Origin of the sequence: Aminipila butyrica, from assembly GCF_010669305.1 — a bacterium.
In the GTDB taxonomy this organism is placed as follows: domain Bacteria; phylum Bacillota; class Clostridia; order Peptostreptococcales; family Anaerovoracaceae; genus Aminipila; species Aminipila butyrica.
Genome location: NZ_CP048649.1, coordinates 2,098,363 through 2,117,379 on the forward strand (window position 1 = coordinate 2,098,363; position 19,017 = coordinate 2,117,379).

Sequence of the window (19,017 nt, forward strand, 5' to 3'; positions counted from 1 at the left end):
AGGCCATAAAGTATGGTGCAGGCCCATCTCCTGCTTTTACCCCACCATGGTGGCAATACGCAAGGCGAATAACAAGCCGCTAATCCACATGACAGGGGGGATGTCCTTAGCCTTGCCAGAACACAGTTTCAAAAATAACCAGCTGAGGATGCCAAACATGATGCCGTTAGCAATAGAATAGGTGAAAGGCATCATAATCATCCCCATAAATCCGCCGATAGCATCCGCCATGTCTCCTTCAAAGGACATCTTCTTGATGGAGCCCATCATCAGCCAACCCACAAAGATTAAGGCTGGAGCCGTAGCGAAGCCTGGGATAGCCGTGAAGACCGGAGAAAAGAACAGAGCTACAAGAAAGAGTACCGCCGTGGTTACGCCAGTGAGCCCGGTGCGCCCGCCCTGGCCTACCCCAGCACAGCTTTCCATGTAAGCGGTAACCGTAGAGGTACCTAGACAGGCACCTGCCACCGTACCCATAGCATCCGCCATTAAAGCCCGACTGGCTTTGGGCAGCCGCCCCTCTTCATCCAGCAAGTCTGCCTTATCAGCGATGCCAATTAGCCCACCGATGGTGTCGAACAATTCTACAAATAGAAAGGAAAACACAATAACGGTAAACTGAACAGCGTTACTCATGATAAAACTGAAGTCAAAGGCGAAGAGTGCAGGCTTTTCCGGCATAAAACTCATACCGGAAAACTGTGGAATCAACGAGTAATGTCCTGCTTCTGGTTTGATTACATACCAGCCCAGCTGCTGCGCAGCCATGCCGAGCCCCCAGGTGGCCAGTATTCCCCAAAGGATAGGGCATACCACCTTGTAATGCTGGAGGATACAGATAATCAAAAATCCTAAAAAGGCCAAGGCAAAGGGCGCCGAAACCACACTGCCCAAATCCACCAAAGTCGAACTGCTAGCCACCGTTATGCCCGCATTGCTGAGCCCGATTAAGGTGATAAAAAGGCCAATCCCCACCGTTATTCCGTATTTTAAGTTCTTCGGTACGTCGTTGATGAGCTTTTCCCGGAATCGGCACAGAGTTAACAAAATAAATACCAATCCTTCTACAAAGACCGCGGCTAACGCAATCCGCCAGGGATCTTGTATTCCCTGCTGAGCTAAGGGGATACACACAGAATAGGTAAAATACGCATTCAAGCCCATGCCAGAAGCCAGGGCGATAGGATAATTCGTAAAAAGGGCCATAATTAATGTGCCTACCGCTGCCGATATGGCCGTCGCGGTGAAAACGCCTCCGCTGTCCATGCCTGCCTGAGCCAGCATACTGGGATTAACGGCCAAGATGTAGGCCATGGACAAGAAAGTGGTTACACCTGCGGTGATTTCCGTCTTTACATCTGTATTGTGTTCTTTTAGTTTAAAAAATCGTTCCATATCTATTCCTTTCAATCTACTGATGAAAAAACAATCCTTACCGATTTTGCTCTAATTGAAGAATTTTGTCAATATAATTAATTGTCCTCATGCCGTAAGGAATAGTAATTATATCTTCTCAGACAAATCTGAACAGATTATGAAGTTTCCTGGTCAGTGGTGGCGGCAGGTTCAAAACTATGGTATAATTTTTTATCCAAACGAAAGCGGCAGACATTGCCGCACACCAAAGACCGAACAAGTTTCCAGCAGCTTGCGCTGCTGCGGATTAAAAAATTTTACGTCGCGCTTGCAAGCGCCCTTCGGAGGTAATATCGTGTCAGACTTTATGAGTAATATAGGCGAAATCCTAGGGGATTTCTTCTCTCGCACCGGAGAAGTCCTCCGCTATGTCTTCGGGTGGCTGTCGGACAACCCTACTACGGTGGGGGATTGGTACGGCGGCCTTGTCCGCTGGATCTTCCCTGTACTGGCCCTAGGCATCCTCTTATCTGTACTTCGCGACATGCTTCGGGTGAAGAACCCTGCGGAGACCTGGGGCTATCTGGTATCATCGGAATTGGGTAAATTTCCAATACGTCATTGGGAGTGTACGGTGGGCCGGGCTCGTCACTGCGACTTGATTATCGACTTTCCCACCATCTCCAGAACCCAGTGCTCCTTAATTCGAGATGATAATGGCAATTGGCAGGTTTACAACCTATCCGAAAAAAACCCAATTCTCTGCAATGGCAAACCAGTGATAGATTCCGCCCCCTTGGGTCCGGGAGAGACCATCATGCTGGGTGGTGTCATTCTGACCTTGGAGCCGATTTCCGAGGCGGAGCACGAAGTCCAGCAGCAGAACCGGCTGGCTCAGAGCCGTCCTGCCCCCCCTTGGAGTTCTTTCGCCATGCTGACAGTCTTTCAAATTCTGACGGTAGGCCAACTGCTCATCACCAGGCCAGAGCACGCAAATACCATCCTTCTTTGCTACAGTGTTCTGCTAGGGGTCATGTGGACTTATGTACTGCTCTCCAAAATCGCCAAACGAACGGGCTTTGAACCGGAAATTCTGGCATTTTTCGCCTGTACCTTAAACTTAGCTGTAACGGCCTCCTCTGCCCCCGGCTCTCTGATTAAACAAACCATCACCATCCTCATGGGCATCGGACTCTTTCTGGGATTAGGCTGGTTTCTGCGAGATCTCAACCGAACGGTAAAGGCTCGTTATCTCATGGCCGGAGCCACCGCGGGACTGCTGCTCCTTAATTTAATTTTTGGCTCCGTGATTCACGGAGCTCAAAACTGGATATCTATTGCCGGCATCTCCGTACAGCCTTCGGAGCTGGCCAAGGTGACCTTTATTTTTGCCGGGTGCGCTACGTTAGACCGGCTGTTTGTCAAGCGAAACTTATGGGGCTTTATGCTCCTTTCCGGGTTTTGTCTGCTGGCCTTGGCTATTATGAGCGACTTCGGCACGGCGGCCATCTTCTTTGTGGTATTTCTCGTCATCGCATTTCTTCGATCGGGGGATTTTGCCACCTTATCGCTGATCTGCGGCGGAGCGGTAGCCGGAGGCGGTCTGATCCTGCGATTTAAGCCCTATATCGCTTCCCGATTTTCCGTCTGGGGCCATGCCTGGCAAAATGCGACCGGCTCTGGCTACCAGCAGGTTCGCACCATGTCAGCAGCTGCCAGCGGGGGGCTCATTGGTGTAGGTGCAGGAAACGGTTGGCTGCACAACATTGCTGCTGCCAACACCGATCTGGTCTTCGGCATGCTCTGTGAAGAATGGGGCCTGATTATCGCCTTATTGGCGGTAGCCAGCATCGTGACCTTGTCCATCTTCGCCTTTCGGGTAACTAAAACAGGGCGTTCAGCCTTCTACACTACGGCAGCCTGTGCGGCCACTTCCCTGCTGGTATTTCAGACAATCTTAAACGTCTTCGGTTCTGTAGACCTGCTGCCTCTCACCGGGGTGACCTTTCCCTTCATCTCCTGCGGCGGTTCCAGCATGATTAGTTCTTGGGGGCTTCTGGCCTTTTTAAAAGCTGCCGATACCCGGCAGAATGCCAGTTTCGCTGTCCGCAGCCTGCCCAATTTAGGTGAAGAACTGGAGTCAGCTAACAGCATGGAGACTGGATTCAACCCATTGTTTGATATGGCCGGCGGAATGCAACCCGAGGCTCAGCCTTTATCCAGTGCGCCAGACCCAATTGATTCCTTCCTACAGCAGTTTGACCGCTTGGAGGAAGGTACTGATCGTTCAGCGCCTCACACCCAGGAAATCGATGATTTTCTCCGTCAATTTGGTCAGCCTGATAGGGGAGAGGAGGAAAACAAATGAAAAAAATAACATCTCGCACCATTGTGTGTTTCCTGCTGGCCCTGGTGCTGGTGGCCGGAACAGTACTGTTTACCTTTAAATTTTTTGCAGAGGGCAACACCTGGTCTGCCTTTTCTGCCAACCGCCATCTATACACCCGTGATGTCTTGAATACTGGTCGAATCCTGGACCGAGACGGAAACGTTTTGGCCGATTACGACGAAAGCTCCCAAGGATGGACCTATGGAGCCAGCTCCTCCCTCCACAAAGCTACCCTTCACGCAGTAGGGGATTCCAGCGGGATGATCGGCACCGGTGCGATGACTCGGTTTGCCGATAAACTGACTGGTTACAATGTTATTACCGGGGCGAAACCGATTTTTCCAGGAGGACGGGATTTGTACCTGACTTTAGATGCCGACGTCTGCCAAACGGCTTACAAGGCTCTGAACGGCCGAAAAGGCACCGTAGGCGTATATAATTACAAGACGGGACAAATCATCTGTATGGTCAGTGCCCCCACTTACGATCCCGCTGACAAGCCTACGATCAAAGACGATGATCATCGATATGAGGGCGTCTACATCAATCGGCTGTTGTCTGCCACCTTCATTCCCGGCTCCACCTTCAAGCTGGTTACCGCAGCGGCAGCGCTGGAACAGATTGACGGTATTCAGGAACGGACTTTCCACTGCACCGGGCAGGTCACCATCGGCGATCAGGTTATCACCTGTCCTACTGCTCACGGAGATCTGACGCTGGGGCAAGCGCTGGCTGCCTCTTGCAATTGCACCTTCGGTCAGTTGGCCGCCGAACTTGGCAGTGAGCAAATGGAGTCTTATGTAAAAAAAGTTGGCTTGACCGGCAGCCTTTCAGTAAATGGCATACAAACAGCCAAATCCACCTTTGATTTCGTCTCAGGTGGGCAAGGAGAATTGGCTTGGTCCGGTATCGGCCAGGGGAAAGATTTGGTAAATCCCTGCGCTATGATGGTCTACTCTGGTGCTATCGCTGGAGGCGGCACGGCCGCTAAGCCGCAGATTATCTCCCATACAGCCTTTACAAAAGGCGTTCGTACCAGTCTCTACCTGAAACATTCCACCAAAGAATTCATCAGTCCAGACACGGCTGCCACCTTAGCCGATATGATGCGGAACAACGTTATCACCAATTACGGTCAAAGTAATTTCCCGGGGCTCAGCATCGGTGCGAAGTCTGGTACAGCTCAAAGCGACCATTCTGATGAAGACAATGCTTGGTTTACTGGATTTCTCCAGGATGAAAAACATCCCTACGCCTTTGTGGTATTGGTAGAGGGCGGCGGCAGCGGCAGTAAGGTGGCCGGCAGCGTGGCCAATGCAGTGCTTCAAGCTGCGGTAAAAGCCGACTAATTATAAAGGAGACATGGCATGGAACTAAAATTTCAACATCTGCATAAAAAAGCCATCGGCTGTATGCGGCTTGCATCTGCAATTGGCACGATTATTTTTCTGCTATTGTGCAGTATACCCAAAATAATTTTCTACTTCTTAGATACAGAACTCCCTGCCTGGGCAAACGTTGCATATGCTGCCATTATTGCCATCAGCATAGGATGGATTATCATTACACCTATTATTAGATATAAACGGTATCAATATTATATTGATGACAAGCAGCTTATAGTGATAGAGGGACTTTGGTTTATCACAAAAGACCTTGCTCCTATTGAGCGGGTTCATCAGATTTCCATTCAGCGTGGGCCCATTGACCGAATGTATGGGCTTAGCAAAGTTATTGCAACAACCGCAGGAGGAAATATTGTCATTCGATTTTTAGAAAATCCGATTGCTGAAGAAATCGCAGAAAGCTTAGGCGTTCGTATCGGTACCATCGTAAAGGAACAAAAACAGCGGGGTGATCAACATGCCTGAAGTTCGATGCCATTTTATCTCCGTTATCATGGGCACCTTTAAATCGATTTGGTATATCATCGCTGTGTTTTTTGTTTCTGCTCTAAATATGATAAAAGATTTGAAACTCCAGAACTTCCCGTCAACGATGGCTTTAGTCGGGCTTGGAATTTTCTTCATTGTTATGTTAGTCTGCTTTTTATACCATTTTCTTCGTTGGCGAAGAACCAAAATATATATTGAAGATGAGACCCTGATTATCGCTCGCAAACAATTATCCCAAAGCAAGACGACGGTAAAATTATCTAGTATTTCCACAGTGAATTTGCAGCAAAATCTCTTCGAACGAATATTTGATGTGTATTCCCTGCAATTGGACATTAACTCATCTGCCACCGCAGAAAAAGTAGATTTCCATTTAGTTTTTAGTAAACCGCTTGCCTTTGCTTTTAAGGACCATATCCTCGCTTATATCGATACGGAATCAGACGCCCCTGATGCGGCGTCTGAGCAACAAGCGGAAAACGTGAAAAACAACCAAATTACAGAAGAAACCATCATATCCTTTCGTTTTAAAGAAGTAATCCTTCACTGCATATTGAACTTTTCAATTATCGGATTATTGTCGTCGATTGCTTTGATTGCTGCCTTGCTTTGGACCTTTAATACTGAAACACCGGGGCTTAGCCGAGTAATTATTCCGACGATTTTATCTGCTACCCTTGCAGTTATTCCTTTTATTTATAAAAGTATTACGGCATTTTTGTTATACTACGGATTTACACTTAAAAAGAATGGCGATAAAGTCTTGATATCCTATGGGCTATTTACCAAAAGGCAGTTTACCCTGCCGTTGGATAAGACAAATGCATTGGTTATAAAGCAATCGTTTCAAGCTCGATTTTTCAATTTGGCCTATGGGGAAATCATCAATGTGGGTATGGGAGATTCTACCAATAATCAAGCACCGCTATTTTGCCTGCTTGTGAAACCAGAAACCCTTCAACAAGTAATACGGCAGATTGCACCAGAATTTGTTTTAGATCAAATTCCAGAACGCTCTCCTAAGTCAGCGCTCCTCCCAACTTCTATCCCCTGGTTATTTTTTGGCATCCTGGCAGTCATCGGCTTTACCCTGTTCTTCAAAGGTTGGATTGGATGGCTTATTCTCGCCTTTTTCGCGCTTTGTGCCTACTTATCCAGTATCACCAAAGCCTTGCAGCTATACGAGAATAAGATTAGCATCTCAACTGGAATCTTTCAAAAAAGAACAATCACTGTCTTTTACGGAAAGATTCAAAATATGTCGGTAAAATATGGGCCGATCAGTAATCGGTTAGGCCTTTATAAAGGGGAGGTATCGATTTTATCCTCTATGGAAAACAGGAGTAACAATATCGGCTATTTCCCCAAGGAACGGTTTACAGCAATAGAAAACCAAATTATGTCACATGAAAGCCTTCCCTTGCAAAAGTGATGCGGTGCAGCTAAAAAAGAACCCAACAAGATTAAAGGCCTCCTTGGAAGCCTAGAATTCTTGAGGGTTCTCTTCATTTGTCGGTTACGGGATTTTCCCAGACCGGTTTTTCTATTTACGTTCGCCTACTTAACGCAGTACTGCTCCAGGTATGCCTCCATCCGTTCTTTCATCTGATCATCGATGACAACCTTGCCGTCTACCTCTGCGTTATGCAGCGTATCGATAATCTCCCGGACCGTGACCAGCGGATACGTCTTGATGCCGAATTCTTCTTCAATTTCCTGAATGGCTGTCTTATCTCCCTGTCCCCGTTCCATGCGGTCCACAGAGATAATCAGCCCTTCTACCTTCACATCAGCTGCTGCCATTAGCTGTGGCAGCGTCTCCCGGACAGCAGTTCCCGCAGTGATAACATCTTCTACCATCAGCACAGAATCCCCGTCCTGAAGCTTGTAGCCTACCATTTTCCCACCTTCTCCATGATCTTTTTCCTCTTTGCGGTTAAAACAGTAGTTGATATCCCGGTCAAAATCTCTGGATAGAGCAATGGCTGTAGCGACGGAAATGGGAATTCCCTTGTATGCCGGTCCAAACAAGGCGGCGATATCGTTTTTGATGCGTTCTGCTTTCATATTTTCCACGATACAGCTGGCATAAAATCCACCCAGCTTATCTGCCTGAGCACCGGTTTTGTAATTGCCGGTGTTGACAAAATAAGGAGTCTTTCTGCCACTCTTCGTCGTAAAATCTCCGAAAGTCAATACCCCTGCCCGCACCATAAATTCAATAAATTCCTTCTTGTAACTCATATTCGCCTCCTCGTTGTTTTCTATACATTTTTCTTGGTACAAGTATACCACATATGAGGCGGCTCTGGGCAATTTGCTCTCATTTATTTTTGAATTTCAAACTCCTGAATCCCCATATATCCCGGTGCAATCTCATATTTATTAAAGACGATGACCGGCTTACCTGCCTGATTAATATAGAATTGCTGATCATCGGCAATTGTCTTAAATGCGTCTGCCTCCATGTCTTCCATGGTATCCCAATACATGGCTCCCGGTTCCTTTGCCCGTTCTGCAATCTGTTCCTTAATTTGCTTGTTGGCAATGTCCTTGTAGTCGTCACCCAACAAGTCTTTTAAAGTCAGTTCTTTGCCCGTTTCTAAATCATAATTGTAATAAAACATATCGAAGTAGGCGCTGGCCAGGGTTTCCGTCTTGTATACAGAGAAGGAGAGCACCTTGTCGTTCAGGCATTGCACATTGTAATCTACACTGATTTCTCGCTTCATGTAGTCTTCTTCTGTACCGCCGGTCTCCAAATAGGCTTTTTTGTTTTCTTCCATCATCGCCTTTGTCTCTTCCACCGCAGCGGTTACCTGCTGACGAACCAGATTGTTGATTCGCTGCTGCAAAGCCTTGTCTTTTAATCCCTCAATGCCGGGAATATTCAAATCTGCCACATAGGTATCGTTTTCCTCGTGAATTCTCTCCACCGTAAACACCTTTGCTAAGCTACTTAAAACAGGTATATCCGACACCGTATCAGCAAAGGCCTTGCTGGTGTTCACGCCTAAACCAAATCCTCCTACGACTACCACCATCGCGGCGGCGGCACTTATTACTCGTCTCTTCATCTTTTTCCCCCTCAGTATCCTCTCTCTTTCCTCTTCTTGCAATAGCTCCCTTTCCGCTTTGTAGACAGCTTCCGCCACCCGCTGAGACAACTCCTTGGGAATTGGCTCCTCTTCATAGGCCTTTTGCAGGTCTAATAAATTTTGATCATTCAACATGGCTGACCTCCCCCTCTCCCATCTGACATTTAAGCAGACGAAGCCCCCGATACAACCGACTCTTCACGGAGTTGATATTAGTTTCCAGCAAATCGGCAATTTCGGTCAGCTTCATGTCTTCAAAATAGCGTAGGACGATGACGGTCTTGGTGTCGGCATCCAGCTCTTTCAAAGCCTCCTGCAAGACTAGATGGTCCGCCTTGCAGTCTAAGCTGTCCTCCCCTTCTTCCGGCATTTGTTCCGGGGCGGTGGCTACCAGACGACGGCTTCTCCGCAGTTCATCCAGGCAAGTATTGACCAATATCTTGTAAAACCAGGCCTTTACCTGCTCCGGGTCCTCTAGCCGCTGGTGAGCCTTGATGGCCTTGTAGACGGCTTCTTGAACCATGTCCAAGGCAGTAGCCTGATTTTTTACGTAACTGTAAGCCAGCCTGTACATGCGTTCCTGATTGTCTTCTATAAAGCCCACCAGGGCTTGATACCTTTCATCTTTACATATGGCCATTTTCTTTCTCTGCCTCCCTACACTATTATAACGGAACAGCCTTGCAAAAAGTTTCAGAAATATAACCCAAATACGCAAAAAAAGAGTCTTTTCCTAAGACTCTCTTCTCGATATTTCTCTAAAAATTTCAGTTGTTCTCTCCTTCTACTCCTGTTCCTCCTCGGACCCTTGAATTTTATAGCACCAATACCAGTCATTACAGATGAGACCCATGGCCTCTGCATTGGTCTGTCTTTCCAATAGTTCTTGATAGGTATTAGGTGCTGGCACCATCACTGGGTTGCCCGGCCGCCAGTTAGCTGGTGTAAGCACGTGCTCTGCATCGGTGGTCTGCATGGCCGTGACCAGTCGGAAAATCTCTGGTATGTTTCGACCGTTGGTAAGCGGATACGTAAGGATAGCCCGAATCTTCTGATCCGGATCAATGATAAATACACTGCGAACAGTAGTCTGGGTGCTAACATCCGGTGCAATCATACCATACTCCCGAGCGATGTCCCCAACCCGATCTACGACGATGGGAAAAGGGATTTGGACGCCCGATACTTCATATATGGAATTCACCCAGGCTAGATGAGAGGGATTGCTGTCGATGCTCAACCCCAGCAGCTTGGTATTTATCTGCTCAAACTGGTCGTTAAGCTGGGCAAAAGCAATAAATTCTGAGGTGCAGACCGGCGTAAAATCGCCGGGATGGCTGAAAAAGACCAGCCAGGACCCCTTATAATCCGATAAGGATAAGGGACCAAAGGTGGAATTTGCAGTAAAGGCAGGGGCCGTCATGCCTAGAGTCAGATTGTTTTCCATGATAAAATTCATAACCTCCTTCATGCGTCATGTTAAATATCCATAATACTGTAATATGCGTTCTCTCCATCAGCTATTACAGAAAACTCTGTCCAGAGCAGCTTGATGAATTTTTTTTATGAAAACAGACACACTATTTATAAATGTAGGAGGGAACGTTATGCAGAATAATAATTATTGGGCCGAGACCTTGAAAAGTGCTTTACCCATAGGAGAAAGCTTCGATATTATAGTTCGAGACCTTCAAATTGGCGGCAAGAAAGCGGTCATGTTCTTTGTAAACGGGCTGGTGACTGGAGATACCATGCCCATGGTTATGAGCTACTTACTGAAAATAAAGCCAGAAGAGATGAAAGACCCTACCGATGCCAGCCTCTTCCTCAAGGAAAATCTGCCCTTTTTAGATGCTCAAACAGATTCTCAAGTAGAGTCCATTCTAAAATTTATTTTTTCCGGCCTCATCGCCTTGGCCGTGGAAGGCTTTAGCGAAGTCATCATTATCGATTCTCGGCATTACCCAAATCGAGGCATTGAAGAGCCCTCCAAAGAAAAAAGCCTTCGCGGAGCCAAGGATGGCTTTACGGAAGCGTTTATGACCAATATCGCCTTAATTCGGCGTAGAATACGAGATCCTAAACTAATCTTCACCTCACACACGGTAGGCACTGCCACCAGAACCGACGTGAGCTTGGTCTACATGAAGGGAAAAGCCGATGAAGCCCTAGTAAAAAAGATTGCCGATAAGCTGAACAGCATTACCATAGATGCCGTATCCGTAGGGGATCAGACCATCACCGAGCACATCATCCAAGAAATAGGCCAGAAAAGCTTTTTAGGCTGGCTGAATCCCTATCCAAAAGTTCGCTACACCCAGCGACCCGATGTAGCCGCCGCTCATCTGACCGAGGGCAAGATTGCCATCGTTGTAGACACCAGCCCCACAGTAATTCTGCTGCCTACAGGAATATTTGACTTTCTTCAGGATGTGGATGATTACTATTTCCCCGCCATTACAGGCAACTACTTCCGGCTGCTGCGGGCCTTCAATTTTATCGGTATTATCTTTATCACACCACTATACCTTATGTTTGCTCAGGCCTATGTACCCGTATACGATGCCCTAAAGTTCTTTATCCCCCAAGGAGACTTTGCGATTTCCCTCTTCTGGCAGTTCATTCTATTGGAGTTGGCCATAGACGGCCTCAAACTGGCCTCTCTAAACACGCCGGACTCCCTAGGTATGTCCCTGTCAGTAATCGGAGCACTCATCCTTGGCGAACTGGCTATTACCTCTGGGTGGTTCATTCCGCAGACCATCCTCTGTATGGCGGTAGTTGCGCTGGCTAGCTTTACGCAGCCCAGCATTGAGCTGGGATACGGCATTAAGTTTATGCGCATCTTCATTCTCATAGGCGTTCAGCTGGGCGCTCACCTCGGAGCCACCTCCTTTGCCGCAGGTTTGCTGGGAGATTCCTCCATTTCCATTTGTGCCATCGGCGGTGCCGTGGTAGCCACTATCATCGACTTCATCTCCGTAGCTACTACCAAAACCCTGGCTGGAACCTCCTATCTTTATCCGCTGATGCCCTTTGACGGCAACGCTGTAAAACATCTGTTCTTCCGAACCAAAGCCTGACTCAAAAACGAAGTATGGCGTAGCCTAAAAGCTACGCCATTTTTTTCAGGTATCGGCTGATTCAACTGCATTCATTAATATCTCTATACTTCAACGATGTGATTAAGTAAGAGGTCCTTTAAACCAATGATTTTACTTCCTTTGCTTTCGTAATAGGCCAGCATTTCGTCAATTTTCCTTTTATCATAACTGGTAATACAATCTGATAGGACATTAACGCCATAATTTGCTTTGCATAAGTTATAGCAGGTTGATTTAACACAAGCAGCAGCGTCCGCACCTGCTATATAAAAATCACCTATTTCATTTTTATTAATAAAATCTGTAAAGCCTTCACTGCTTAATGCATTTCCTTTATATTTTGTAAAAACATTTTTTGAGACGATTTTTAGGTCTGAAGCAAATTCAGCCCCCTGTGTATTGGGTTTGAAAGTCCTTGTGCCAGCTGACAAATTTTCATGCCTGATATAAATCACATGAATATTATTATTAACTGCCCAATCAATCGCTTTATTGATATTATCAATGATATCCTTGTAATTCTTTGTTATGTCATTTTGAATATCAATTATTACTAAAGCTTTTTTCTGCATCATGTTGCCTCCTGATAGGTAGATTGATTCGTTTTCTTTTTTATTGTATCATGTAATTGTTGACAACAGTATGGCAATAATCCGTAATAATAAAAAGAAATTTTGAAAGGTGGTTACCGATGAAAGTAGACAGGCTTGTTAGCATTATTATGATTCTCCTCGATAAAGAGCGTATAGGCGCACAGGAGTTAGCAGCTATGTTTGAAGTTTCACCCCGCACAATCTACCGTGACATGGACGCGATCAACATGGCAGGTATTCCTGTTCACTCAACATCGGGGGTGGGCGGAGGCTTTGAAATCATGGAGAAATACAAGATTGATAGAAAAGTTTTTTCCACTACCGACCTTTCCGCTATCTTGATGGGGCTTTCCAATCTTTCCAATATGATGCGAGGGGATGAACTGGTAAACGCCCTGGCGAAAGTCAAGAGTTTTATCCCCGCTGATAAAGCGCAGGACATTGAATTAAAAGCAAATCAAATTTATATAGATTTAAGTCCGTGGATGGGCAACAGGAACCTACAATCAGATTTAGAAGTCCTTAAGACGGCTTTGCAGGAAAGCAAGCTGCTGACCTTTGAATATGCAGACCGCTATGGAAATAAAACTGCCCGAACAGTTGAGCCGTATCAGCTTGTATTGAAAAATAGTCATTGGTACTGGCAAGGGTATTGCCATAAAAGAAATGATTTTCGCTTATTCAAATTATCCCGCACATCAAACCTACAAATACAAAAGGAAATTTTTACACCACGAGATTATCAAAAACCGCAGTTAGATTTTACTGATATGTTAGCAACGATGCAAACAAAAATAAAAATTCGTATTCATCAATCTATCATGGACCGAGTACTTGATTTTTGCACCTATGAACACTTTTCGCCAGACGGTGAAGAGCATTACCTTGTTCGTTTTCCTTTCATAGAGAACGAATACTATTACAATATTCTTTTCAGTTTTGGCGATAAATGCGAGTGTGTAGAGCCGTTACATATCCGCACAGAGATGAAGCGCAGACTACGTGACATGGCTGTCTTATACGAAAACTAGAACAAGCGTATCGTTCACCTGAAACGATACGCTTGTTTTAGATATGCTGGTTGTCTATCCCTGAAAAGCCTGACGAATGTCCGCAATGGTCTTAAAGCCCTGCTCCTCCATATAGGCTTCCAGTTCCTCCAGAATATCCACTGGCGCCGTCGGATTCACCAATGCCGCCGTACCGACAGAAATCACGTCAGCCCCAGCCATAATAAATTCTGCTGCATCCTCACCAGTCATAATGCCCCCCAAACCCATGATGGGAATCTGCACCGCCCGCCGTACTTGATAGACCATCCGCACGGCCACCGGCTTGATAGCTGGGCCGGAAAAGCCTCCCATGATGTTAGCTAACACCGGTTTTTTCCGCTGTACATCAATCTTCATCCCTAGCAAGGTGTTAATGAGAGAGATGCCATCGGCACCTTCGGCCTCTACCGCCTTGGCAATCTCTGTAATATCTGTTACATTTGGGGTCAGCTTAACCAAGATGGGTTTTTTGCTCACGCTCTTGACTGCTCGGGTAATCTCTGCCGCCATCCGGGGATCTGTGCCAAAGCCAATGCCGCCTTCTTTTACATTCGGGCAGGAAATGTTAATTTCCAACATGGCCACATCGGTTTCACTGAGCTTTTCCACTGCCAGGCAGTATTCCTCCGCCGTCCGTCCCGCTACATTGGCGATGACCGGCGTAGAAAACTGCTTTAAATAAGCCAGCTCATCCGCTATGAAGGCGTCTGCACCGGGATTTTGCAACCCCACTGCGTTTAACATGCCTCCGTAAGTCTCCCCAATTCGTGGGGTGGGATTGCCCGCCCACGGTTCACTGGCCACCCCTTTTGTGACCACCGCACCCAGCCGTCCAATATCATAAAACTGGCCGCTATCCCTTGCTGAAAAGGTCCCCGAAGCCGTCGTCACCGGATTTTTCATCTCAATACCGGCAAACTGCACGCTCAAATCAAGTTTACGCATCCCAGGCCACCTCCTCTCCAAAAAACACTGGCCCGTGTTTACATACGCCCTTCTGCTGAATTTCCACACCAGCCTCGGTGACGACCTTAATCTTGCAGGTGCAGCCTACACAAGCCCCATAGCCACAACCCATGCGCTCCTCCAGGGATACCTGACAGGAAAGCTGTTGCTGCTGACACCACTGACTGAGGGCCCGCAGCATAACCTTAGGCCCACAGGCGAAATATTCCTGAGCCAAAATCTCTTTTTCCTGAATGAGCTCCAGCACATTGCCATGAAAGCCAATCGTCCCGCGGTCAGTAGCAATATGAACCGACTGACAAAAGCCCTTCAGCTCCTGAATTAAAAAAGCCTCCTCGGGGAAGCCTACCACAGCAGTAACCTCCGCGCCTTGCTCCTGAAGCCGTTTGGCCAGCAACACCATAGGCGGAACGCCAATCCCGCCTCCTACCAAGGCGACTTTCTTTCCCCTATAGTCGCAAGTATGGTGTTCCAGCTCTTCTCCTTCTATAAAATAGCCATTCCCTAAAGGGGTACTGACACGAATATCATCTTGCTCCTTATAAGCCGATAGGGCCTTGGTTCCCTTGCCCACTACCTTGTATACCAGAGTCATACAGCCTTCTTCTATATCACAGATACTGATGGGCCGGGGCAACAACATACTTTTATCTGCCAGATACAGATTGACAAACTGGCCCGGCTTGGCTTGTCCAAGTTCCGGGGATTGAATCTGCATTTTATATATATCCCTTGCGATGGCCTCATTGCAGGCCACCTTTCCACATATAATCTTCTTCATAACTACTCCACCTTGTATTATACTATCTCAGGTCGTTCTTCATGGCCAAAGCAGCGTCTCTGGCCGCCTCGCCTACCTTGTCTCCGTACCTGCTGTCCTTTTTATAGGCCGCCGTAATGCCTCTGGAGGAATTGACAATACAGCCTCTGCCCTCTTTATCAAAGAATCCCCGCAAATCGGCTCCAGTGCCTCCCTGAGCCCCATAGCCCGGCACTAAGAAGAAGGTCTGTGGCATCAGCTTTCTCAGCTTCTCTCCCTGTTCTTTGTGGGTGGCCCCTACCACAGCACCGATACGACTGTATCCTAACGTTCCCATAGACTGCCGGCCCCATTCCTCCACCAGTTCCGCTACCCGCTCATAGATGGTATGTCCGTCAACCACGATATCCTGGAGCTGACTGCTGGATGGATTGCTGGTTTTCACCAGCACAAATATGCCCCGGTCCTTTTTGTTGCAGGCATCTATAAAAGGTTGAATGCCGTCCACTCCCAGGTATGGGTTAACCGTAATCCAATCTTCCTGCCAAAGGTCAAATTCTTCCCCTTCGATATCGGTGCCGCCGATGTGGGCCGCATACGCCGCCGCCGTGGAAGAAATATCTCCTCTCTTGATATCACCGATGACAATCAAGCCCTTTTCTGCTGCATAACGAATGGTGTCGGCATAGGCCTTAAGCCCTTCCAGGCCGTACTTTTCGTACATGGCTATCTGCGGCTTAACGGCAGGCACAATATCTGCCACACTGTCGATAATTTCCTTATTAAAGGCGGTGAATATACGGCCCACTGCTTCTGGTGTCTTTCCATACTGTTCAAACAAGTTCGCCTTCAAGGAGCCTGGCATCATCTCCAGAGTAGGGTCCAGACCTACCACGGTAGGGTTATTTAGTTCATCAATCTTTTTAAGTAGTGAATCGATCATCGCGTACCTCCTTCTTTCTGCATACAGCAGCTGCTGTTCGCCTAAAATTTATGCGGCTACTCAGCCGCATAAATGATTGTTCCGTTTACTATTGTGTGGGTAACCTTGCCGTAGACTTTCATCCCAGCAAAGGGTGTATTTCTTCCCTTGGAGGCAAACTCTTCCTCCCGAATCTCCCATTGCTGATTCACGTCGATAATGGCCAGGTCTGCTATCTTGCCCACGCCCAGGCTGCCTCTGTCCAATCCCAGGATTTCAGCCGGCTTACAGCTCATTCTATCAACTAAATCCAATGGCGTCAAGACACCGCCCTGAACCAGAACAGTATAGCTTACCGCAAAGGAAGTCTCCAGTCCCACTACGCCGTTCATGGCCTGCTCATACCCACAGTCTTTTTCTTCCCGGCTGTGGGGAGCGTGATCCGTCGCTATAACATCCAGAGTTCCATCCTGCAACGCTCGTTTGACCGCCTCTACGTCTTCCTTTCGCCGGAGAGGGGGATTCATCTTTCGATTTCCGTCCCTGCCGATGCTGCTTTTATCCAGCAGAAAGTAGTGGGGAGCTGTTTCCGCCGTAACCGGAATCCCATCTGCCTTGGCCCGGCGGATAATCTCTAAACTGCCTTCCGTACTGATGTGGCATAAGTGAATGGGGCTGTCCGCTTCTTTGGCCAACATAATGTCTCTGGCCACAATCAGCTCCTCCCCGATGGAAGTCCCTGCCAAGCTGTCATCCTCTGTGTGGGAAAAAACCAGAAGGCCCAGCGCCTTTCCAGCCCGAATGCCTTGGAGCATGGTGGCTGCATCCATGACAGAGCGGCCATCTTCGCTGATGGCACAAATGCCCTTGCCGATCAGATTCTTGCAGCGGGTCTGCGCAGCAACCATCCCCTGGAGGTCTGCCAGTTCCTGCCCCTTCTGGCCCCTGGTAATGCTGCCTACAGACAGCACATTAACCCCACAAGCTGTCTTGGCTTTATCGTCAATGTAGGTCACCACCTCTGGGCTGTCGATGATAGGCTTGGTGTTGGGCATGCAGCACACGGTGGTAACACCACCTTTGGCTGCGGCCTGACAGCCTGTAAAAATATCTTCTTTATATTCCTGCCCAGGCTCTCTCAAATGGACATGGAGGTCGATGAGACCAGGAACCACCCACTTGCCTGTAGCATCGATTTCCTTCACCGTCTCTTCCCCATTCTGGGCTGGTATCTGCTCGGCCCAGGCCGGCAGCCTGCCTCGTGTTTCTCCACCCGTCTTTATACAAACAATCTGCTGTCCTTCTACGTAAAGATCTCCTGCTGCTTCTAAACCAGAATCCGGGTCCAGGATTAGCCCGTTCTTTACCAGAATTCTCATAGCTTAATAATCTCCTTTCATGCAGACAATCTCATCGCAGTATTCACACCGATATTCTCGATTCTCGGCATCGATTAGGTGGAAGATGTGCGGGGCGTTGATCTCCACCGAAGTAACACAGCGCGGGTTTTTGCACTTAATTACGTTGGTTACCCGCTCTGGCACCTGCAACTCAATCTTCTTGATAATCTGTCCGTTTTCAATGATATTTACTGTGGCGTTGGGCTCAATAAGACCCAGCACATCTAAATTTACGTCAATTACATTTTGAATCTTGACAATATCTTTTTTCCCATGTTTCTTGCTGCTGGCGTTCATAATAAAGGCTACGGTGTTGTTAGCCAAATCGATATCCAGATATTCCAGAATTTTGGCGCCCAGACCGGCAGTGATGTGGTCGATAACGATTCCTTTTTCGATACTGTTTACTAACATAATTCTCCTCCTTAACCTTCTATTCCAAGCAAGCTCATAATCAGAGCCATGCGGACAAACATGCCGTTTTTGGCCTGCACAAAGTACATGGCCCGCGGGTCCTCGTCCACCTCTACAGCAATTTCATTTACTCGCGGCAGCGGATGGAGGACAATCATCTTTTCCTTGGCCAGCTTCATCTTGCTCTTGTCCAGGATATATGTATCCTTTAAGCGGATGTAATCTTCCTCATTGAAGAACCGTTCCTTCTGCACTCTGGTCATGTAAAGCACATCCAGCTTCGGCAGGGCTTCCTGAAAGCTGCGGACTTCTTCAAACTCAATGCCGTTTTTCATCAAGATTTCTTTTCTCACGTAATCTGGTATCCGCAGTTCTTCTGGGGAGATGAGAACGAATTTTACGTTTTTATATCTGGAAAGCGCCTTGATTAGGGAATGGACCGTTCGGCCAAACTTTAAGTCCCCGCAGCAGCCTACAGTAATGTTATCAAATCCGTTTAAGGTCCGCCGGATAGTTAGCAGATCTGTCAAGGTCTGTGTAGGATGCTGATGGCCTCCGTCTCCAGCGTTGATTACTGGCATTTCTGTACTGTGAGCAGCTACTTTAGGGGCACCCTCCTTCGGGTGTCTCATAACCGCCAAATCAGCGTAACAGGCTACCGTCTTGATGGTGTCGGCAATGCTCTCTCCTTTGGCTACAGAGCTGGAGTTTGGCTCAGAAAAGCCAATAACCTGACCGCCCAGCCGAAGCATAGCCGCCTCAAAGCTGAAACGCGTCCTGGTGCTGGGTTCGTAAAACAACGTGGCCAACAGCTTGCCGTCACAGGCATGAACATACTTGGCAGGGTCCTCTATAATCCGATCAGCTAAATCAAACATATCTTCCAGCTCTTTTATAGAGAAGTCCATGGGTTCCAACAAATCTCTACCTTTTAACATCATTCAAGTCTCCTTTCCACATGCACTTATTCTTTCTTCAAAAGAGTATAAATGCGCAAAAAAAAATCTTCCAATATTGGAAGATTAAATAATACAATCATCAGAGGATGATGGTGTCTCTAATTGAACA

General features: G+C 47.4%; 18 protein-coding genes. 6 read left to right on the plus strand and 12 right to left on the minus strand.

Going from position 1 to position 19,017, the window contains the following annotated elements:
- Positions 1 to 36: 36 nt before the first annotated feature.
- Positions 37 to 1,395, minus strand: coding sequence for an NCS2 family permease (locus Ami103574_RS09960; protein WP_163066874.1), 1,359 nt, complete (start codon positions 1,393 to 1,395; stop codon positions 37 to 39).
- A gap of 316 nt (positions 1,396 to 1,711) precedes the next feature.
- Here Ami103574_RS09960 and Ami103574_RS09965 point away from each other — a divergent pair, with 316 nt between their 5' ends.
- The 4 genes from Ami103574_RS09965 to Ami103574_RS09980 are packed head-to-tail and all read left to right on the plus strand — an operon-like array spanning position 1,712 to position 7,072.
- Positions 1,712 to 3,724 carry an FtsW/RodA/SpoVE family cell cycle protein gene (locus Ami103574_RS09965; RefSeq protein ID WP_246213122.1) on the plus strand — a complete coding sequence of 671 codons (2,013 nt, stop codon included), beginning with the start codon at positions 1,712 to 1,714 and terminating at the stop codon, positions 3,722 to 3,724.
- Positions 3,721 to 5,094 carry a penicillin-binding transpeptidase domain-containing protein gene (locus Ami103574_RS09970; RefSeq protein WP_163066875.1) on the plus strand — a complete coding sequence of 458 codons (1,374 nt, stop codon included), beginning with the start codon at positions 3,721 to 3,723 and terminating at the stop codon, positions 5,092 to 5,094. Before Ami103574_RS09965 ends, Ami103574_RS09970 begins: the two co-directional genes overlap by 4 nt.
- 18 nt (positions 5,095 to 5,112) lie before the next feature.
- Positions 5,113 to 5,616 (plus strand): PH domain-containing protein, encoded by a 504-nt coding sequence (locus Ami103574_RS09975; protein ID WP_163066876.1) that lies wholly within the window; start codon positions 5,113 to 5,115, stop codon positions 5,614 to 5,616.
- Positions 5,609 to 7,072 (plus strand): PH domain-containing protein, encoded by a 1,464-nt coding sequence (locus Ami103574_RS09980; RefSeq protein ID WP_163066877.1) that lies wholly within the window; start codon positions 5,609 to 5,611, stop codon positions 7,070 to 7,072. The genes Ami103574_RS09975 and Ami103574_RS09980 overlap by 8 nt, the downstream gene beginning before the upstream one ends.
- 125 nt (positions 7,073 to 7,197) lie before the next feature.
- Here the strand turns inward: Ami103574_RS09980 and pyrE are convergent, their stop codons facing one another.
- From pyrE to Ami103574_RS10000, 4 genes are all read right to left on the minus strand, one after another.
- The gene (gene pyrE, locus Ami103574_RS09985; RefSeq protein ID WP_163066878.1) at positions 7,198 to 7,884 is read right to left on the minus strand and encodes an orotate phosphoribosyltransferase; all 687 of its coding nucleotides are present in this window, start codon (positions 7,882 to 7,884) and stop codon (positions 7,198 to 7,200) included.
- Positions 7,885 to 7,967: 83 nt separating this feature from the next.
- A complete protein-coding gene (locus tag Ami103574_RS09990) occupies positions 7,968 to 8,873 on the minus strand; it encodes a DUF3298 and DUF4163 domain-containing protein (protein WP_163066879.1) in 906 nt (301 codons plus the stop codon).
- Positions 8,863 to 9,378, minus strand: coding sequence for an RNA polymerase sigma factor (locus Ami103574_RS09995; RefSeq protein WP_163066880.1), 516 nt, complete (start codon positions 9,376 to 9,378; stop codon positions 8,863 to 8,865). The genes Ami103574_RS09990 and Ami103574_RS09995 overlap by 11 nt, the downstream gene beginning before the upstream one ends.
- Before the next feature lie 144 nt (positions 9,379 to 9,522).
- The gene (locus Ami103574_RS10000; RefSeq protein ID WP_246213123.1) at positions 9,523 to 10,197 is read right to left on the minus strand and encodes a peroxiredoxin; all 675 of its coding nucleotides are present in this window, start codon (positions 10,195 to 10,197) and stop codon (positions 9,523 to 9,525) included.
- Between the two features lie 148 nt (positions 10,198 to 10,345).
- Between Ami103574_RS10000 and Ami103574_RS10005 the strand changes: the two genes are divergently transcribed.
- Positions 10,346 to 11,821 (plus strand): spore germination protein, encoded by a 1,476-nt coding sequence (locus tag Ami103574_RS10005; RefSeq protein WP_163066881.1) that lies wholly within the window; start codon positions 10,346 to 10,348, stop codon positions 11,819 to 11,821.
- Positions 11,822 to 11,904: 83 nt separating this feature from the next.
- Here Ami103574_RS10005 and Ami103574_RS10010 read toward each other — a convergent pair whose 3' ends face one another.
- Entirely contained in the window at positions 11,905 to 12,417 is a 513-nt protein-coding gene (locus Ami103574_RS10010) for a cysteine hydrolase family protein (protein ID WP_330587007.1), read from the minus strand.
- A gap of 116 nt (positions 12,418 to 12,533) precedes the next feature.
- On the opposite strand from Ami103574_RS10010, the gene Ami103574_RS10015 reads away from it, so the two are divergent.
- Complete coding sequence (locus tag Ami103574_RS10015; RefSeq protein ID WP_163066882.1) at positions 12,534 to 13,466, plus strand: helix-turn-helix transcriptional regulator; 933 nt, start codon at positions 12,534 to 12,536, stop codon at positions 13,464 to 13,466.
- Between the two features lie 54 nt (positions 13,467 to 13,520).
- Here the strand turns inward: Ami103574_RS10015 and Ami103574_RS10020 are convergent, their stop codons facing one another.
- Genes Ami103574_RS10020 through pyrB form a run of 6 tightly spaced genes read right to left on the minus strand, consistent with a single transcriptional unit; the run spans position 13,521 to position 18,887 of the window.
- Positions 13,521 to 14,432: a dihydroorotate dehydrogenase gene (locus tag Ami103574_RS10020; RefSeq protein ID WP_163066883.1), complete on the minus strand. Its 912-nt coding sequence runs from the start codon at positions 14,430 to 14,432 to the stop codon at positions 13,521 to 13,523.
- Complete coding sequence (locus tag Ami103574_RS10025; RefSeq protein WP_163066884.1) at positions 14,425 to 15,234, minus strand: dihydroorotate dehydrogenase electron transfer subunit; 810 nt, start codon at positions 15,232 to 15,234, stop codon at positions 14,425 to 14,427. Before Ami103574_RS10025 ends, Ami103574_RS10020 begins: the two co-directional genes overlap by 8 nt.
- Before the next feature lie 22 nt (positions 15,235 to 15,256).
- Positions 15,257 to 16,156: an orotidine-5'-phosphate decarboxylase gene (pyrF, locus tag Ami103574_RS10030; RefSeq protein WP_163066885.1), complete on the minus strand. Its 900-nt coding sequence runs from the start codon at positions 16,154 to 16,156 to the stop codon at positions 15,257 to 15,259.
- Between the two features lie 56 nt (positions 16,157 to 16,212).
- Complete coding sequence (locus Ami103574_RS10035) at positions 16,213 to 17,514, minus strand: dihydroorotase (RefSeq protein ID WP_163066886.1); 1,302 nt, start codon at positions 17,512 to 17,514, stop codon at positions 16,213 to 16,215.
- A gap of 3 nt (positions 17,515 to 17,517) precedes the next feature.
- Positions 17,518 to 17,949, minus strand: a complete 432-nt coding sequence (locus Ami103574_RS10040) for an aspartate carbamoyltransferase regulatory subunit (protein WP_330587008.1) — start codon at positions 17,947 to 17,949, stop codon at positions 17,518 to 17,520.
- 11 nt (positions 17,950 to 17,960) lie between these two features.
- Positions 17,961 to 18,887, minus strand: a complete 927-nt coding sequence (gene pyrB / locus Ami103574_RS10045) for an aspartate carbamoyltransferase (RefSeq protein WP_163067977.1) — start codon at positions 18,885 to 18,887, stop codon at positions 17,961 to 17,963.
- Between the last annotated feature and the right edge of the window lie 130 nt (positions 18,888 to 19,017).